The 15,991-nt window shown below is 62.9% G+C and carries 14 protein-coding genes; 5 read left to right on the plus strand and 9 right to left on the minus strand.

Annotated features, from left to right (window positions below; all coding sequences use genetic code 11):
• The first annotated feature begins 1 nt into the window (after position 1).
• The gene (locus tag A9K65_RS12475) at positions 2-1,318 is read left to right on the plus strand and encodes an ArgE/DapE family deacylase (RefSeq protein ID WP_064994582.1); all 1,317 of its coding nucleotides are present in this window, start codon (positions 2-4) and stop codon (positions 1,316-1,318) included.
• A gap of 24 nt (positions 1,319-1,342) precedes the next feature.
• Here the strand turns inward: A9K65_RS12475 and A9K65_RS12480 are convergent, their stop codons facing one another.
• The 5 genes from A9K65_RS12480 to A9K65_RS12500 are packed head-to-tail and all read right to left on the minus strand — an operon-like array spanning position 1,343 to position 5,966.
• Positions 1,343-2,377, minus strand: coding sequence for a branched-chain amino acid ABC transporter permease (locus A9K65_RS12480; protein ID WP_024504787.1), 1,035 nt, complete (start codon positions 2,375-2,377; stop codon positions 1,343-1,345).
• Complete coding sequence (locus A9K65_RS12485) at positions 2,374-3,249, minus strand: branched-chain amino acid ABC transporter permease (protein WP_024504788.1); 876 nt, start codon at positions 3,247-3,249, stop codon at positions 2,374-2,376. Before A9K65_RS12485 ends, A9K65_RS12480 begins: the two co-directional genes overlap by 4 nt.
• A gap of 12 nt (positions 3,250-3,261) precedes the next feature.
• Positions 3,262-3,975 (minus strand): ABC transporter ATP-binding protein, encoded by a 714-nt coding sequence (locus A9K65_RS12490; RefSeq protein WP_064994583.1) that lies wholly within the window; start codon positions 3,973-3,975, stop codon positions 3,262-3,264.
• Complete coding sequence (locus A9K65_RS12495) at positions 3,972-4,709, minus strand: ATP-binding cassette domain-containing protein (protein ID WP_013530212.1); 738 nt, start codon at positions 4,707-4,709, stop codon at positions 3,972-3,974. Before A9K65_RS12495 ends, A9K65_RS12490 begins: the two co-directional genes overlap by 4 nt.
• A gap of 3 nt (positions 4,710-4,712) precedes the next feature.
• Entirely contained in the window at positions 4,713-5,966 is a 1,254-nt protein-coding gene (locus A9K65_RS12500) for an ABC transporter substrate-binding protein (protein ID WP_027035742.1), read from the minus strand.
• A 190-nt stretch (positions 5,967-6,156) separates the two neighbouring features.
• Between A9K65_RS12500 and A9K65_RS12505 the strand changes: the two genes are divergently transcribed.
• Together A9K65_RS12505 and metH are read left to right on the plus strand one after the other, a co-directional pair.
• On the plus strand, positions 6,157-6,975 hold the full coding sequence (locus A9K65_RS12505; protein WP_084016011.1) for an alpha/beta hydrolase: 819 nt from the start codon (positions 6,157-6,159) through the stop codon (positions 6,973-6,975).
• A gap of 129 nt (positions 6,976-7,104) precedes the next feature.
• Complete coding sequence (gene metH, locus A9K65_RS12510; RefSeq protein WP_064994584.1) at positions 7,105-10,914, plus strand: methionine synthase; 3,810 nt, start codon at positions 7,105-7,107, stop codon at positions 10,912-10,914.
• A gap of 85 nt (positions 10,915-10,999) precedes the next feature.
• On the opposite strand, the gene A9K65_RS12515 is transcribed toward metH, so the two are convergent.
• Complete coding sequence (locus tag A9K65_RS12515; RefSeq protein WP_013530216.1) at positions 11,000-11,404, minus strand: VOC family protein; 405 nt, start codon at positions 11,402-11,404, stop codon at positions 11,000-11,002.
• A gap of 102 nt (positions 11,405-11,506) precedes the next feature.
• Between A9K65_RS12515 and A9K65_RS12520 the strand changes: the two genes are divergently transcribed.
• The gene (locus A9K65_RS12520; protein WP_024504795.1) at positions 11,507-12,139 is read left to right on the plus strand and encodes a TetR/AcrR family transcriptional regulator; all 633 of its coding nucleotides are present in this window, start codon (positions 11,507-11,509) and stop codon (positions 12,137-12,139) included.
• A gap of 164 nt (positions 12,140-12,303) precedes the next feature.
• Positions 12,304-13,698 carry a multicopper oxidase family protein gene (locus tag A9K65_RS12525; protein ID WP_064994585.1) on the plus strand — a complete coding sequence of 465 codons (1,395 nt, stop codon included), beginning with the start codon at positions 12,304-12,306 and terminating at the stop codon, positions 13,696-13,698.
• Positions 13,699-13,731: 33 nt separating this feature from the next.
• Here A9K65_RS12525 and A9K65_RS12530 read toward each other — a convergent pair whose 3' ends face one another.
• From A9K65_RS12530 to A9K65_RS12540, 3 genes are all read right to left on the minus strand, one after another.
• Complete coding sequence (locus tag A9K65_RS12530) at positions 13,732-14,019, minus strand: PTS sugar transporter subunit IIB (protein ID WP_023809203.1); 288 nt, start codon at positions 14,017-14,019, stop codon at positions 13,732-13,734.
• A 19-nt stretch (positions 14,020-14,038) separates the two neighbouring features.
• On the minus strand, positions 14,039-14,500 hold the full coding sequence (locus A9K65_RS12535; protein WP_063170054.1) for a PTS sugar transporter subunit IIA: 462 nt from the start codon (positions 14,498-14,500) through the stop codon (positions 14,039-14,041).
• Positions 14,501-14,574: 74 nt separating this feature from the next.
• The gene (locus tag A9K65_RS12540) at positions 14,575-15,981 is read right to left on the minus strand and encodes a PTS transporter subunit IIC (RefSeq protein ID WP_064994586.1); all 1,407 of its coding nucleotides are present in this window, start codon (positions 15,979-15,981) and stop codon (positions 14,575-14,577) included.
• Positions 15,982-15,991 lie beyond the last annotated feature (10 nt).

A 15,991-nucleotide genomic window follows, 5' to 3' on the forward strand; every position in this document is an offset into this window, starting at 1 on the left:
AATGCCCGACAACCAGACCATCATCGACGCCGTGCAGGCTGAGATCGAGACCGATGGCGACTGGTTGATCGGCCTGACCCGCGACATGGTCCGCATCCCTTCGGTCAACCCCAAATTCGAGCCCAATCCGGCGATCAACCGCGAGGCGGATGTCCAGGCGCTGCTCGAACCGATCCTCAAGCAGGACGGGTTCAGGACAGAGCAATGGGATGCCTTGCCCGGGCGGCCCAATCTGGTCGGCGAATGGGCGGGAGACGAGAGCCGCAGCCTGATCCTGTGCGGCCATATCGACGTCGTGCCGGTCGGCGCGATGAAGGACTGGTCTGTCGATCCGTTCGGCGGCGAAATCACCAATGGCCGGCTCTATGGCCGCGGTGCCGTCGACATGAAGGGCGGCGTCGCCGCTTGCATCGCCGCCGCGCGCGCGATCCGCAAGGCGGGCGTCACGCTGCAGGGCCGGCTCGCCATCCACTCGGTCGTCGATGAGGAAGCCGGCGGCTTCGGCGCCATGGACGCGGTGAAGAAGGGCAAGCTCGCCAAGGCGGTGCTGGTCGCCGAACCGACCTGGGGCGATGTCCTGCCGGTCGAAGGCGGGCTGGAATGGGCGCGGGTGACGATCCGTGGCCGCAACGCCCATTCGGCGCTGCGCTACAACGAGATCTATCCGCAGCGCCACGACAAGGACCGGCTGGAGCCGGGCGTCAATGCGATCGAGATCGCCGCCCGCTTCATTGCCGCCGTGCGCCAGTATGAGCTGGACCGGACGCGAGCAAAATCCCATCCGCTGCTGCCGCTCGGCATGAACACCATCAACATCGGCGTCATGCATGGCGGCACCGGCCTTGGCGAGCACGGCCTGCCGACCGTGATGACCAACCCGGCCATCATTCCCGATGTCGCGGTGCTCGATCTCGACATGAAATTCCTGCCCGACGAGAATTCGGCCGACTACCGCCGCGATTTCGAGGCGTTCGTCCACCATTTCGCGCAGACCGATGCGTGGCTGCGCGACAACCCGCCTGCGATCCAATGGGAGCTCGGCGGGCTGCATTTTCCGCCGATGAACACGCCGGTCGACCATCCGCTGGTGAGATCGCTGATGAAGCGCAAGGCCATGGTCGGCAAGGCGCCGCAGGCGCGGGGCTTCGTCGCCGTGTGCGATGCCGCGCACTATGCCGGCGCCGGCGTCGACGGTGTCATCTTCGGCCCGTCAGGCGACGGATTTCACGGTTCCGACGAGTATGTCGAAGTCGAATCGGTGGTCGAGACCGCCAAGGTGATCGCCGCTTCGGTCATCGACTGGTGCGGCATCCGCTGAGGCGGAGCCGCCAGTCCGAAACGGTCAGGCCGGGCGCTTCAGGCGTCCGGCGACGGCGCCCCATGAAGCCTTGATCATGCCGACCAGGCCGCTCGGGTAGGCCAGCATCACGCCGATGATCAGCACCGCCGTGATCATCGGCCGCCACGCGCCGAAATCGGCCATCCATTCGGCGAAGATCGTCAGCACGAAAGAGGCGATGATGGCGCCGTAAATAGTGCTGGTGCCGCCAAGCAGCACCATCGACAGGATGATGGTCGCAAGGCTCATGCCGAAGACGTCGATCGAGGCATTGCGCTGGTAGGCGGCGTAGAAGGCGCCGGCGATGCCGGTGAAGAAGGCGCTCGCGGCAAGCGTCAGCATGCGCTGGCGCACGATCGAGACGCCGCGGCTGATGGCGTATTCCTCATTGTCGCGCAAGGCGACGATGCTGGCCCCGGTGCGCGAGCGCACGAACACGCGCAGGAACAGGGTACTCGCCACCAGCAGCGCCAGCGCGATGTAGAAATAGGCTGATTTGCCGTCACGGACCATGTTGTGGTCGAACACGTATAGCCCGGGAATGCGCACCAACCCTTGCGTGCCGCCGGTGATGGCGGACTGGCTGATGATCACCTGCATCACCAGCTGCGCGAAGCCGAAAGTGACCAGGATGATGTAGATGCCCTTCAGCCGCAGGATCGGGATGGTCACCAGGATCGCCGCCAGGGTGGCGATGACACCGCTGGCAAACAGCGCGATCCACGGATCGAATTCGGCCAGCTTGGTGAGCAGGCTGTAGGCATAGACGCCGATGCCGAACAGCGCCAGATGGCCGAAATTGAAGACGCCGCCATAGCCGAGGCTGAGGTCCCAGTTCGAGGCGACGATCGCATAGATGAAGGCCATGATCAGGATGTGGCGGGCATAGGTGTCGCCGAAGATCAGCGGCAGCAGGGCCAGGAGCGCGAAGCCGAGCACGAAGCCGATGGCCTCCCGCTTCCACGGCGTACGGCCGGGAGCGATCGGGGTTGCCGCCGCTGTGTGGCTAAGGGTGATCGGCGATGTCGTGTCGGTCATGCTAGGCCTCGGGAGCGGCTGGCAAAGATGCCCTCGGGGCGCATCATCAGGGTCAGGATCAGCACGCCGAACAGCAGCGCCGGCGTCCAGTACAGGCCGAAATAATAGCTGCAGGCGGCCTCGAAGAAGCCGATCAGATAGGCGGCGAAGATCGGTCCCGAGATGCTCGATATGCCGCCGAAGACGACGACGATCAGCGCCTTGAGCAGCGGGTCGCTGCCCATCACCGGCGACATGAAACGATAGCCGCCCATGAAGATGCCGGCGAGGCCTGCAAGCGACGCGGCAATGGCGAAGGCCAGCCCATAGAGCGCGGTGACGTTCAGCCCGACCAGATGGCTGGCATCTTCGTTCTGCGCCACGGCGCGCAGCGCCAGCCCGAGCCGCGTGCGGTTGAGGAACATCCAAAGTGCGGCCAGGATCAGCGGCGTGATGACGATGATGGCGATCTGGTGCAGGGAGACGCCGACGCCGCCGACGGTGGTGTTGCCGGTGATCAGCGCCGGGATCTGCTTCGAGCGCGGTCCCCAGATGGTCAGCGCGCCGTTCTCGATCAGCGACCCGGCTGCCAGCGTGGTGATGACGACGACCAGTACGATGTTGGGTCGGCCGATCAGCGGCCGCACGACACTCGCCTGCAGGATCCAGCCGACGCCGGCCATGACGACGACGGCGATGGGAAAGGCGACCGCCGCCGGCAGGCCGAGTTCGACCAGCTGCCAGGCGATGTAGGCGCCCAGCATCATGAACACGCCATGGCTGAAATTGAACACGCCGATCGTCGTCCAGACCAGAGCCAGCCCGACCGCCATCATGGCGTAGAGCGAGCCCTGGAACAGGCCGCCGAACAGGATTTCCGCCAATGCGCTCATCTTCGGATTTTCCTAATGGCCAAAATACATCGACATGATTTCGCCGTGGTCGAGGCTTTCGCCCGGCTTGATCTCGGTCGCAACGGCGCCATGGTTGACGAGGTAGAGTTGCTGCGTCAGTTCCAGCAGGAATTCGATGTCCTGCTCGACGACGATGAGCGGTACGCCGCCGCGCGAAATGTCCATGACGGAGGCGCAGAGCTCGTCCTTGATCTTGGGCGCCAGCCCCAGCGTCGGCTCGTCGAGGATCAGCAGGCGCGGATGGCTCATCAGCGCCGTGCCGATCGACACCATCTGGCGCTCGCCGCCCGACAGCGTGCGCACGCGCTGGCGCCAGCGTTCCGCCAGTTTCGGGAACAGCTTGACCACCTTTTCGCGGTTTTCCGCCTCATGCGGCCGGGCCCGCGGCGAATAGGCGCCGAGCGCCATGCAGTCGGCGATCGAGAGATCGGGAAACAGCCGGTTGCCTTGCGGCACATGGATCAGGCCGGCGCTGACGATGGCGCGTGCGCTGTGGCCGACAATGTCTTGCCCGTCGAACAGGATGCGGCCGCTCTTCGGCTGCAGAAGCCCGGAGATCGCACGCAGCAGCGTCGTCTTGCCATGGCCGTTGGGGCCGAACAGGCCGACATTGCCGAAACGGCCGGCCTCCAGCGAGATATCGTGCAGCACGGTGACGCGGCCATAGCCGGCGGTGACGCCTTCGACGCTGAGAATGGGATTCACGCCGCCGACCTCCTCGTGCCGAGATAGGCCTCGATGACGTGCGGATCGGCGATCACGCCTGCCGGATCGCCGGCGGCCAGGACGCGGCCATTGTTGAGCACCAGCAGATGCTGCGAAAGGCTCATCAGGAAAGTCAGCACGTGCTCGATCAACAGGATGGTGATGCCGCGTTCGGCGGTGCGGCGGATCAGGCCGATCGACGTCTCGATCTCGGGTTTGGTCAGGCTCGATGCCGGCTCGTCGAGCAAGAGCATGCGTGGCTGCATGGCGATCGCCGTGGCAAGCATCAGGCATTTGCGCTCGAACACGGACAATTCGCCGGCAAGCCGGCCGAACGACTGGGATCCAAGGCCGACGAACTCCAGCGCCTCGGCGGCGGCATTGCGGGCCGTGGCCGCTGTCTTTTCCTGCTTGCCGTAGCTGGCGCCGATCAGCGCGTTCTCGAACACGGTCAGCCCGTCGAAGCTGGTCTCGCGCTGAAAGGTCCGGGCAAGGCCGAGGCGCGCGATGGCGTGTCCCGATTTGCCGTTTATGGCAATGCCGTCAAAGCGGATCTGGCCCCGGTCGGGCCCGAACGGGATGCCGGTGATGATGTTGAACAGCGTGCTCTTGCCGCTGCCGTTCGGGCCGGCGATACCGAAGATCTCGCCGGCCTCGACCTTGAACGACACGCCATCGACGGCCTTCAGCGAACCGAAGGCCTTCGACACGCCGTCCAGTTCAAGCAGGGCCATTCCCTACTTCATCCAGGGCTGGAGCTTGAAGGCGCCGGTGGCATATTTCTCCGGCGAGATCAGCGTGCGCTGGCCATCCCAGATCTGGAAGAAGGTGATCGGAATATAGTCGTCGCCCTGCGTGGCAAGGTGGGTGGCGGGATCGAATTTCAGCCGCCCTTCCGCGACCTGCTTGTCGGTCTCCGACAGCGCCTTCATGATCGCCGCATGGTCGGATGCGCCGCCGACCTTCTTGACCGCGTCGAAATAGACATTGGTCATTTCGTAGAGGCCGACGCCGTAGGTGCCGCTCTCGACGCCGTATTTTGCCTTGAACTTGGCTGCCACCTCATCGGCGCGCGGGTTCTTCGGCGTCGTCAGCGCGCCGCCGAGCAGGTTGTAGATGACGCCATCCGATTTCTTGCCGGTCAGCTCGACGAATTCCGGAACGCTCGGCGCGTATTGCAGGAAGACGAGGCTCTTGGTCGGCTGCTCGAGGAACTGGTTGAGGAACGACGCCGAATTGCCCGGCAGATAGTCGGTGTTGATGACGACATCGGGAACGTTCTCGCGCACCTTGGCGAGGATCGAACGCCAGTCGGTCACTTCGCCGAAGGGTACGATCTCGTCGACGGTGATGGTCCAGCCCTTCTCCTTGAACGTCTTCTTCATGCCTTCGGAGATGGTCTTCGAATAGGCATTGTCGGACGAGATGATGGCGACCTTCTTGGTCGGCAGGGTGATCTTGCCGTCGGCCGCGAGCTTCTCGACGAACAGGGTGACGTCGGTGTTGTAGGCGTCGAAGGAAGGCGTCAGTGACCAGCAGCACATGTATTTGTCGGGGCTCGGCGCGATGATGTCCCTGGTCTGCTGCGAGGTGGCCGCCAGCATGTAGGGCATTTCCGCCTCGGCCATGTTGTCGATCTCGAAATTGGTCAGGCTGGCATAGCCGGTCAGCATGAAGTGCACGCCCGGATCGCCAAGCAGGCGTTCGACGGCGCTGGTGACGTTGCCGGCGGACTGATCCTTGACGTCGCCGACCACCAGTTCGAACGTATCCCCGGCAACGCCGCCGGCTGCGTTCGCTTCGTCGATGGCCATCTGCACGCCGCGCTGGAATTCCTGGCCGTCCGCCGCGGCAGGGCCGGTGAGCGGCGCAAGTAGGCCGATCTTGACGACGTCGGCAAAGGCGGGGGCGGCTGATGCGGCAAACATGCCGATCAACGTCGTGCTCATCAGCATATGGCGGATTCGACTTGCGGCGGATTTGGGCTTCATCGTGCTGTTCCCTGTTTTCCTCCCGTTCATCGGGAGTTGGATAATTGACAATCTACGCATAATTGTTCTTATTTGAAAAGGATTTTTCAACGCAACCTGGCCGGGAACAAGGTTCCCGCAAAGGTATGGAAGCCGTGGCGCTTTGCTGCGCAACTGCATTAAAACAGGGCAATTCCCGACGGAGCGGACAATGACGATCTCGCAGAAGACCCTTGAAACCAGCCATGGCAAGATCGCGGTGCGTGAGACCAGCGGCCAGGGAACCGCTGTCATGCTGATCCACGGCAATTCATCTTCCAGTGCCGTTTTCCGCAACCAGTTGGACGGCCCGTTGGGCGAGCGATATCACCTCATCGCTCCCGACCTGCCCGGCCATGGAGCGTCCGGCGATGCGATCGATCCAGAGCGTTCCTACAGCATGGAAGGTTATGCCGATGCCATGACCGAAGTGCTCGGGCTGCTCGGCATCGACAAGGCCATCGTCTTCGGCTGGTCGCTCGGCGGCCATATCGGGCTTGAGATGATCGACCGCTTTCCCGGCCTGCTTGGCTTGATGATCACCGGCACGCCGCCTGTCTCGCCCGAGGAGGTCGGCAGCGGATTCAAGCCGAGCCCGCATATGCATCTCGCCGGGCAGGAGACCTTCACCGGCGCCGACGTGGAGGCCTATGCGCGCAGCACTTGCGGCGAGCCGTTCGAGCCGTTTCTCATCGACACGGTGGCGCGCACCGATGGACGGGCGCGGCGCCTGATGTTCGAAAAGTTCGCGGCCGGCACCGGCCGGAACCAGCGCGAGATCGTGGCCGGCAAGACGCCGCCGATCGCCGTTCTGAACGGCATCGACGAGCCATTCGTCAACACCGATTTCGTCTCGGCTGTGAAATTCTCCAATCTATGGGAAGGCAAGGCGCATCTGCTCGACAAATCCGGCCACGCGCCGTTCTGGGATTCGCCGGATCGCTTCGATCCGGTCCTCGCCCGCTTCCTGGCAAGCGTCGACAGAGCGTAGGTCCGTCGGAAACCGGCGCCACGGACCCGCCTTCGCGTTGGGTGGGTGACAATCACGCGCATCTGTCGTATATTGACATAAAGATATCCTTATGTGACATGAAAAGGCCTGTCGCCAAAGGGATAAAAAATGTCGCAGAATTCTGCCTCGCTGGACGCATTGTTCGGCCCCGTCGCGGCAAAACCGGACGGCTCGGAAGTGCTTGCCGCGCTGACAGCGGCGGCACGCGAGCGCATTCTCATCCTCGACGGCGCCATGGGCACGCAGATCCAGGGCCTCGGGTTTAACGAGGACCAATTCCGCGGCGAGGCTTTCGCCGGCTGCGCCTGCCATCAGCAGGGCAACAACGACCTCCTGATTCTGACCCAGCCCGGGGCGATCGAGGAGATCCATTATCAATACGCCATCGCAGGCGCCGACATCCTGGAGACCAATACTTTCTCCTCGACCTCGATCGCCCAGGCCGACTACGGCATGGAAGATGCCGTCTATGCGCTGAACCGCGATGGCGCGCGGCTGGTCAGGCGCGCCGCTGTTCGGGCCGAGCAGCAGGACGGCAAGCGAAGGTTTGTCGCCGGAGCGCTCGGGCCGACCAACCGCACCGCCTCGATGTCGCCCGACGTCAACAATCCCGGCTATCGCGCCGTGACCTTCGACGATTTGCGCCTCGCCTATGGCGAGCAGCTGCGCGGGTTGATCGATGGCGGCGCCGACATCATCCTGATCGAGACCATCTTCGACACGCTGAACGCCAAGGCGGCGATCTTCGCGGCGGAAGAGATCTTCATCGAGAAGGGCGTGCGCCTGCCCGTGATGATATCGGGCACCATCACGGACCTCTCCGGCCGCACGCTGTCGGGCCAGACGCCGACCGCCTTCTGGCATTCGGTGCGCCATGCCAACCCCTTCACCATCGGCCTCAACTGCGCGCTCGGCGCCAACGCCATGCGAGCGCATCTGGCCGAAATATCCGGTGTCGCCGACACCTTTGTCTGCGCTTATCCGAATGCCGGCCTGCCCAACGAATTCGGCCGGTATGACGAAAGCCCGGACTTCATGGCCGCCCAGATCGAGGATTTCGCGCGTGAGGGACTGGTCAATGTCGTCGGCGGCTGCTGCGGCTCGACGCCGGAGCACATCCGCGCCATCGCCGAGGCGGTGCGGAAGTATCCGCCGCGCGCCATTCCGGACATTGAGCCCAGGATGCGCCTGTCCGGGCTGGAGCCATTCACGCTCACCGACGAGATCCCCTTCATCAATGTCGGCGAGCGAACCAATGTCACCGGCTCGGCCAAGTTCCGGAAACTGATCACGGCGGGCGACTATGTCGCCGCGCTCGGCGTCGCCCGCGACCAGGTCGCCAACGGCGCGCAGATCATCGACATCAACATGGACGAGGGTCTGATCGATTCGAAGAAGGCCATGGTCGAATACCTCAACCTGATCGCCGCCGAGCCGGACATCGCCCGCGTTCCTGTCATGGTCGACAGTTCGAAATGGGAGATCATCGAAGCCGGCTTGAAATGCGTGCAGGGCAAGCCGCTGGTCAACTCCATCTCGATGAAGGAGGGCGAAGAAGCCTTCCTGCATCATGCCAGGCTGGTCCGCGCCTATGGCGCCGCCGTCGTCGTTATGGCCTTCGACGAGGACGGCCAGGCCGACACCAAGGCGCGCAAGGTCGAGATCTGCACCCGCGCCTACAAGCTCCTGACCGAGCAGGCCGGCTTCCCGCCCGAGGACATCGTCTTCGATCCCAATGTCTTCGCCATCGCCACCGGCATCGAGGAGCACGACAATTACGGCGTCGACTTCATCGAGGCGGCCGGCGAGATCACCGCGACGCTGCCGCATGTCCACATTTCCGGCGGCGTGTCGAACCTGTCTTTCTCGTTCCGTGGCAACGAGCCGGTGCGCGAGGCCATGCATGCCGTATTCCTTTACCATGCCATCCAGCGCGGCATGGACATGGGCATCGTCAATGCCGGCCAGCTCGCCGTCTACGATACGATCGAGCCTGATCTGCGCGAGGCCTGCGAGGATGTCGTGCTCAACCGCGCGCCGAAGGCCGGCGGCACCGCCACCGAACGCATGCTGGAGATCGCCGAACGCTTCAAGGGCACGGCCGGCAAGGAAGCGCAGGAGCGCGATCTCGCCTGGCGCGAATGGACTGTCGAACAGCGGATCAGCCACGCGCTGGTCAACGGCATCACCGAATTCATCGACGCCGACACCGAGGAAGCGCGGCTTGCCGCCGAGCGGCCGCTGCATGTCATCGAAGGCCCGCTGATGGCCGGCATGAACGTCGTCGGCGATCTGTTCGGCGCGGGAAAGATGTTCCTGCCGCAAGTGGTGAAGTCGGCGCGGGTCATGAAGCAGGCGGTGGCTGGACTGCTGCCGCACATGGAAGCCGAGAAGCTGGCAAACGCCGCCAACGGCATCGACAATGGCGAACGCAAAACGGCCGGAAAAATCCTGATGGCGACGGTCAAGGGCGATGTCCATGACATCGGCAAGAACATCGTCGGCGTGGTTCTCGCCTGCAACAATTACGAGATCATCGATCTCGGCGTCATGGTGCCGGCGGCCAGGATCCTGCAGACGGCGCGCGAGCAAAATGTCGATATCATCGGCCTGTCCGGCCTGATTACGCCGTCGCTGGACGAGATGGCGCACATGGCCGCCGAGATGGAGCGTGAAGGCTTCGAAATTCCGCTGCTGATCGGCGGCGCGACGACCAGCCGCGTGCACACGGCGGTGAAGATCCACCCGCGCTACAGCAAGGGGCAGACGGTCTATGTCACCGACGCCAGCCGGGCGGTCGGCGTGGTCTCATCCTTGCTGTCCAACGAGAGCAAGGGCGGCTTTGTCGATACGGTGCGCGCCGAATACAAGAAGGTCGCCGATGCGCATGCCCGCTCGGAAGCCGACAAGCAGCGTTTGCCGCTGGCCAAGGCGAGGGCCAATGCGCATCGGATAGACTGGTCCGAATATGAGCCGCCGAAGCCGTCCTTCACAGGCGTCAAGGTGTTCGAGAACTGGGACCTGACCGAGCTCGCGCGCTACATCGATTGGACGCCGTTCTTCCAGACCTGGGAGCTGAAGGGCCGCTATCCCAAGATATTAGAGGATGAGGCGCAAGGCGCCGCCGCGCGACAGCTGTTCGAGGATGCGCAGGCGATGCTGAACAAGATCATCGCCGAGAAATGGTTCGCGCCGCGCGGCGTCATCGGCTTCTGGCCGGCCAACGCCGTCGGCGACGACATCAGGCTGTTTACGGACGAGAAGCGGTCGCAGGAACTGGCGACGTTCTTCACCTTGCGCCAGCAACTGACCAAGCGCGACGGCAAGGCCAATGTTGCCCTGTCGGATTTCGTCGCGCCGGCGGAGTGCGGCAAAGCCGATTACATCGGCGGCTTCATCGTCACCGCCGGCATCGAGGAGGTGGCGATCGCCGAACGCTTCGAACGCGCCAACGACGACTATTCCTCGATCATGGTCAAGGCGCTGGCCGACCGCTTCGCCGAAGCCTTTGCCGAGCGCATGCATGAGAAGGTGCGCAAGGAATTCTGGGGCTACGTGCCAGACGAATCGTTGGCGCCGGACGAGCTGATCGGCGAACCCTATCGCGGCATCCGACCGGCGCCCGGCTATCCGGCTCAGCCCGACCATACGGAGAAGGCGACTTTGTTCCGGCTGCTCGATGGCGAAGGCAATGCCGGCGTGAGACTGACCGAAAGCTATGCGATGTGGCCGGGTTCATCCGTCTCGGGGATCTATCTGGCGCATCCCGAAAGCTATTATTTCGGCGTCGCCAAGGTCGAACGCGACCAGGTCGAGGATTATGCGCGCCGCAAGGCGATGCCGTTGACCGAGGCCGAGCGCTGGCTTGGCCCCATCCTCAACTACGTGCCGGCACACTATGCCGAGGCGGCTGAATAGCCGATGCCGGCGCGCCTGACGGAAGCGACAGGCGAATGCCGATCGCTTCTCCAGTGTCATCCTGGCCCGCTTCGATTCCTGTGGGCTATTGCATGGCCGACGGGTTCATCCACAGCAGCTCCCAGACGTTGCCGTCCGGATCTTCGATGTGGCGGTTGAACATGAAACCAAGATCCTGCGCCGGGTTGGGATCGGCGCGACCGCCTGCCGCCACGCCCTTCTCGATTACGACATTGACCTCGTCCTTGCTGTCGACGGTGAGTGCGATCAACATCTGGCTGTCCCGCTTGGGGTCGCCGATCGGGCGCGCTGTGAACTGGCTGTAATGCTGGTGCGTCAGCAACATGACCCCGATCGAGTCTGAGAACATGATCGAGCTGGACTGGTCGCTCGAGAACTGCGGGTTCAGCGTGCCCCCGATCGCGAGATAGAACTTGGTCGCCGCCTGCAGATCGCGTACCGGTAGATTGAGGAAGATCATTTTGGTCATCGGTCTAAGCCTTGCTGCCGTTGATGGGTACTAGCCAGTCTAGTACTGTAACTATGGCTACCATGCGGGAACGGTACCGTCTAGTACCGGTTGAGAGGCGCTATGAAAATTGATGGTGAGACCAGGTCGGCTCGCAAGGATCGTGAAATCATTGAAGCGGCTACGGCCGCCTTCATCGCCAAGGGCTATGATGGAACCAGCATGGAAGAGATCGCCACCAAAGCAGGCGCATCCAAGCAGACTGTCTACAAGCATTTCACGGACAAGGAGACGCTTTTCGGCGAAGTCGTCGAGTCCACCGCCAGCCAGACCAACGATGTCGTCGAGTCCGTGACGATGCTGCTTTCCGAGGCGAAATTCATGGAGGGTGGGCTACAGCAGCTTGCCCGACGCATGACAACGACGCTGATGGACGAAGAGCTGCTGAAGCTGCGGCGTCTGATTATCGCCAACGCGGATCGGATGCCGCAGCTTGGCCGGAGCTGGTATGAAAAAGGTTTTGAACGCATGCTTGCCTCGGTGGCATCATGCTTTCAAAAGCTTACCAGTCGAGGCCTGTTGCAGACCAGCGATCCCCGTCTGGCGGCCAGCCATCTCTTCGGAATGCTTCTCTGGATCCCAATGAACGAAGCCATGTTCACCGGAAGCAACCCGCGTTCGAAGGCGGACCTCGAGCGGCACGCCGATGCTTCGGTCGAAGCATTCCTTGCCGCCTATGGGGCGCGGCCGAAATAGTCGCGCGCCGCTCCGCCAGCGATGCTTATTGTGGTCGATTGTCCGTCCACGCCAGCGTCTTTTGCTTAAGGCCGGTGGCGGAGTCGGTTTAGGCACAGGATGCTCGCTTACGATCCAAGGCTGCGATAAACCCAGGGCAGCCGTCTTTGCAGCTGGAGCGTCAAATGACCATACTCACCCGACGCCGGCTTTTGAAAACGGCAGCGATTGCCGGCGCAGGCGGGGTCGGGCTTTCGGCCATGGGCCGGCTTGGTGGCTGGGCCGCTGCCACGCCTGAGCCGGTGGTTTTGCAGACGGCAAAGATCCAGGCGAAGCTGATGGATATCGGCCAGACCAGGGATGTGCTGACCTATGGCAACGCCGGAATGCCGCCCGTGCTCAGAATGAAAAAAGGCCAGCCCTTCGCTGCACGCCTTGTCAACGCGATCGACGATCCGACGACGATCCACTGGCACGGTATTCGCGTTCCAAACAAGATGGACGGCGTGCCGTTCCTGGTCCAGCCCTACGTCTACACCGGCGATCATTTCGACTACGCCTTCACGCCGCCCGATGCCGGCACCTTCTGGTACCACCCGCATTGCAACACGCTGGAGCAGATGGGCCATGGCCTGACCGGCGTGATCGTGGTCGAGAATCCCAACGATCCGAAATTCGATGCCGAAATCGTCCTCAATTTGCGCGACTGGCGCCTCGGCGACGACGGTCAGTTCATCGACCAGTTCCGGCCGCGCGATGCCGCGAGAACCGGCACTTACGGCACGGTGCGCACCGCCAATTGGCTCGACCAGCCGCAATATGATGCGCCGGCCGGCGGACTGGCGCGGCTGCGCGTCGCCATCACCGACGTGACGCGAATCTACGCTTTTCACGTCGACGGTGCACAGGCGACTGTCATGGCGCTCGACGGCAATCCGGTGCCTGAGCGTTTTTCCCCCGATGCCTTGCTGCTTGGACCCGGCCAGCGCATGGAGCTGGCCATACGCATGCCCGACGAGGAAGGCGCGATCGTCAGCTTGAGGGACGTCAGAGGCACCAAGCCAAAAATCCTGGCAACCCTGCGCGCGACAGGAAACTCCCTCAAACGGGACATTCGCGATGTTGCTCCACTGGAGCTCAATCCGGTGGCGGAAGTGGATCTCGCCAGTGCCAGGCATATTTCCCTGGCGCTCAGCGCAACGGCGGAAAATGTCCCGAGCGATGGCATCTGCGGCTCGCTGGGCTACAGTTTCTGGGCCATCAACAAGGTGCCGTGGCCCGGCGACACCAAGGATCCGACCGCGCCTCTGGCCGAACTGAAGCTTGGCCAAAGCTACGTCATCGACATGGAGAACCTGACGCCGCAATCCCATCCGATGCATCTGCACGGCATGAGCTTCAAGGTGCTGTCGTCCTCGACGCGCCAGGTTCAGCCCGTGATTTCCGACACCTATCTCATCCAGCCCAACGAGAAGGTTCAGCTCGGTTTCGTCGCCGATAATCCCGGCGACTGGCTGCTGCACTGCCACATCATCGAGCACCAGAAATCGGGAATGACGAGCTACGTCAGGGTGGTGTGAAGCCGCGTCAGCCTGCGCGTGGCGTCTGGACCGTCACTTGCGCAATTGAGCCTCGATCTCGTCGAGCACTTTGTCCTTGCCGATGCCGGTGAGGAAGGCGAGGCCCTTGATGACCGGCTTGGTCACCGAAGCGGAGATCGGGGTGGTTGCGACGATGAAGTCGACATTGTCGGCCAGTCCGGGCACTTCGGTGGCCTTTGCCTGCTGGGCATTGAAGGTGAGGCCGCGTTTCTTCATTTCCTCGGTGACGGCGACGTTGACCGCGGTCGAGGTGGCGATGCCCGTGCCGCAGGCGAAGAGAATGGTTTTCTGTCTGGACATCTCTGCTTCTCCTTGGTTATCAGCCGAGTACGGCTCGCACGTCTTCGAGGGTTCTGGCCGACCTCAAATCATCCAAGGCTTGCGGGTTCTGGATGGTGGCCATGACGGCCTGCAGCGCCTCAATCTGCTTGTCCTTGTCGTTGATGGCAAGCAGGAAGACGAAGCCGACCGGCAGCATCTCGTCGGGATCCTCCATGTTGGCGAAGGTCACTGGTTGCTTCAATGTGCCCATCGCGATGCCAGGCTTCAGCACATGCTCCGGATCGGTGTGCGGCACCGCGACATTGTCGGAGCGTTCCAGCGGCAGTCCTGTCGGGATGGTCAATTCGCGGCGCACGACCGCGTCGGCATAGGAGCTTTTGACATAGCCAAGTGTCTCCAGCCGGCCCGCCAGGATGCGGATGATCTCCTCATTGGTCGAGGCATCGGATCCGAGCACGATCGCGTCGGGATCCAGAAGCTGCATGAGGCCGTCGGACATTCTTTGCTCCGTCGATGAAATCGTGCGCCCCGAGGAGGGCGCACGATCGGTTTGAAGGGTGGACCCTATCAGGTTCAGGCCGTCTCTTCGGCCGGCTCGTCCTCGGCGCCCGCGGCCCGCTCCCAGCCGAGCGGATTGCGGCGGTAGAGGACAAACAATGCCGCGATGACCACCGCGATCACGATGATGCCGACAAGTCCAAGCCCCTGGATCGCCTCGATGACCACGTAAGGCACCCACAGGAAGCCGTCGACCACCGAGGTGATCTGCAGCGCATCCGCCGGCAGCTTGAAGCCCGATGCGACGGCAGCACTTGTGAACAGCGGCGCCAGCGCGTTGGCGACGTAGAAGCCGATGGCCAGCGTCACAGTGCCGATCACCACCATGCGGAACACGTTGCCTTTGACCAGCGGCGCGGTCATGGCGACGATGAAGGGAATGACCGCAAGGTCGGCGAACAGGATGACGCGGTTGCCCGGCAGGATGATGGACAGGATGATCGCGATCGGCACCAGGATCAGCGACGACGAGATCGCGGCCGGATGGCCGATCAGGATCGCGGAATCGAGGCCAACAAGAAGCTCGCGATCGCCCGTGCGCTTGCGCACGAATGCCTGGGCTGCGTCGGAAACCGGCAGCAGGCCTTCCATCAGGATCTTGACCATGCGCGGCAGCAGCAGCATGACCGCGGCCAGCGTCATGCCGGTGCCCAGAACCTTGGCCAGCACCACGCTGAGATCACCCGCATTGTAGAAGGCGATCGCACCAAGCACGAGGCCGATAATGAGGCCCATCACGACAGGTTCGCCGAACACGCCGAACCTGCGCTCGATCGTATCGGTGTTGATGTTGATGCGGTTGATCCCGGGAATGCGGTCCACGATCCAGTTGAGCACAATGGCGATCGGCAGGATCTGCGCCGAGGCGAGATGCGGCACGGAAATGCCGGGTACCCCGTAGAACTGCTGCACCGCGCGCGCCGACCAGTCGGCGAACAGCAGCGAGAGTGCTGCGACAAGTGCTGCGACCGCGATGCCATAGGCCAGATTGTCGGTTGCGGCGACCACCAGCGAGCCGACAAAGGCGAAGTGCCAGAAGTTCCAGACGTCGACATTGAGCGTGCGCGTCATGCGTGTCAGCAACAGCACGATGTTGACGAGGATGCCGACCGGAATGACCCAAAGGCCGACCGATGAGCCGAAGGCGATCGCGGCCGCGGAGGGCCAGCCGACATCGATGATGTCGCGATGGATGCCGGTGTTGGTGACGATGGCCTTGGCGACGTCGCCAATCGACGTGAACATGAGGCCAAGCACCAGATTGATGCCGATGAAGGCGACGCCGATGGTGACGGCGGCGCGAAAAGCCTTGCTGACCTTGGCGCCCAGAACCACGGCGATGACGAAAATGACAATTGGCAGCAGGATCGTCGGGCCAAGCGTATCGATGGCCCCTTTTAGGCCCGCGAGAACAGTATCCATTTTTCCTCCC

Origin of the sequence: Mesorhizobium sp. WSM1497 (genome assembly GCF_001672455.2) — a bacterium.
Classification (GTDB): Bacteria; Pseudomonadota; Alphaproteobacteria; order Rhizobiales; family Rhizobiaceae; genus Mesorhizobium; species Mesorhizobium ciceri.